The sequence below is a fragment of the Methylobacterium sp. J-001 genome, from assembly GCF_022829565.1.
Taxonomy (GTDB): domain Bacteria; phylum Pseudomonadota; class Alphaproteobacteria; order Rhizobiales; family Beijerinckiaceae; genus Methylobacterium.
The window spans coordinates 1-1,260 of sequence record NZ_JAKSYN010000090.1 but is presented as its reverse complement, the minus strand read 5'-3'; the positions used below and the strand labels follow the sequence as shown (position 1 = coordinate 1,260).

The window sequence follows — 1,260 nt, the reverse complement described above, 5'->3', positions numbered from 1 at the left end:
CTGGGTCCCACTCTGCTTTGCGGGCTATGACGCCCTGGACGTTCGGCGGGGTGTCCCGGCTCCCGGTCTGACCGGTTCGCCATCAACTCTCATCGTCCTCGCAACCTGGAAAAATCTCCTTGCCGTGCTGTCAGGCGGCCGTGGCCGCTGGTGCGCGGTAGGTGCCGCCGCGGGTCATGATCGCCCAGGCGACCCGCGCCGTGCGATTGGCAGCCGCAACAGTCACCACGCGCACCGGCTTGCGCTGCAGCAGCGCCGGCAGCCGCGGGTCGACCGAAGTCGGCGTCGCCTTCGCGCGCCGGACCAGAGAGGTCATGCCGACCACGAGCAGGCGGCGCAGGTAGCGATCGCCCATGCGTGAGATACGGCCCAGGCGCTCCTTGCCGCCGCTGCAGTTCTGCAGCGGTGTCAGCCCCAACGAGGCGGCGAACTGTCGACCGTTGCGGAAGCGCTCGGGCTCGCTCACCGAAGCGGCCAGCGCGGTCGCCGAGACGATGCCGACACCCGGAATCGTCGCCAGGCGCTGCGACAGGTCGCTGTCTCGATGCCAGGCCAACAACTCCTTTTCCAGCCGAGTGAGCTGGATCTGTACGGCGCCGATCTGATCGGCCAGCCCGGTCACCACGCGCTGGGCCAGGGGTGGCACCTCGGCCGCGTCTCCGGCCGAGAGCCGGGCCGCCAGTTCGAGCGCATGGCGCAGGCCCCGCGCCATCTCGATCCCGAACTCGGCGAGCAGGCCGCGGATCATGTTCACCAGCTGCGTGCGTTGCTTGACCAGCAGGTCGCGCGTCCGGTGCAGCGCCAGCGCCGCCTGCTGCTCGGTCGACTTCACCGGCACGAAGCGCATGCTCGGGCGCGTCACCGCCTCGCAGATGGCGGCGGCATCGTTCGCATCGGTCTTACCGCGCTTCACATACGGCTTCACGTAAGCGGGCGGCATCAGCCGCACGTCATGGCCGAGCCTGATGAGTTCCCGGGCCCAGTGGTGGGACGTTCCGCACGCCTCCATGCCGACCAGACAGGGCGGCAGCTTGGCGAAGAACGGCACGACCTGCGCCCGCCTCAGCGCCTTGCAAACGACGATCTGCCCAGCTGCATCGACGGCGTGAACCTGGAAGATGCTCTTGGCCAGATCGATGCCGACGGTGGTGATCTCCATGGGGATGGCTCCTACATCTGCGTAGCTGCTGCTTCGACAGCAACCACATCTTGGCACCGAGATGCCGTCAGTCGGAGCGGGAGCCATCCACCCCATCTGCT

At 68.2% G+C, this 1,260-nt stretch carries 1 protein-coding gene; it reads right to left on the bottom strand.

Going from position 1 to position 1,260, the window contains the following annotated elements:
- Positions 1–130: 130 nt before the first annotated feature.
- Positions 131–1,159, bottom strand: coding sequence for an IS110 family transposase (locus MKK65_RS09825; protein ID WP_243957376.1), 1,029 nt, complete (start codon positions 1,157–1,159; stop codon positions 131–133).
- Positions 1,160–1,260: the final 101 nt, after the last annotated feature.

Coding starts and splice junctions, on each gene's coding strand:
- MKK65_RS09825 (WP_243957376.1), bottom strand. CDS start 1,159: ATGGAGATCACCACCGTCGGCATCGATCTGGCCAAGAGCATCTTCCAG.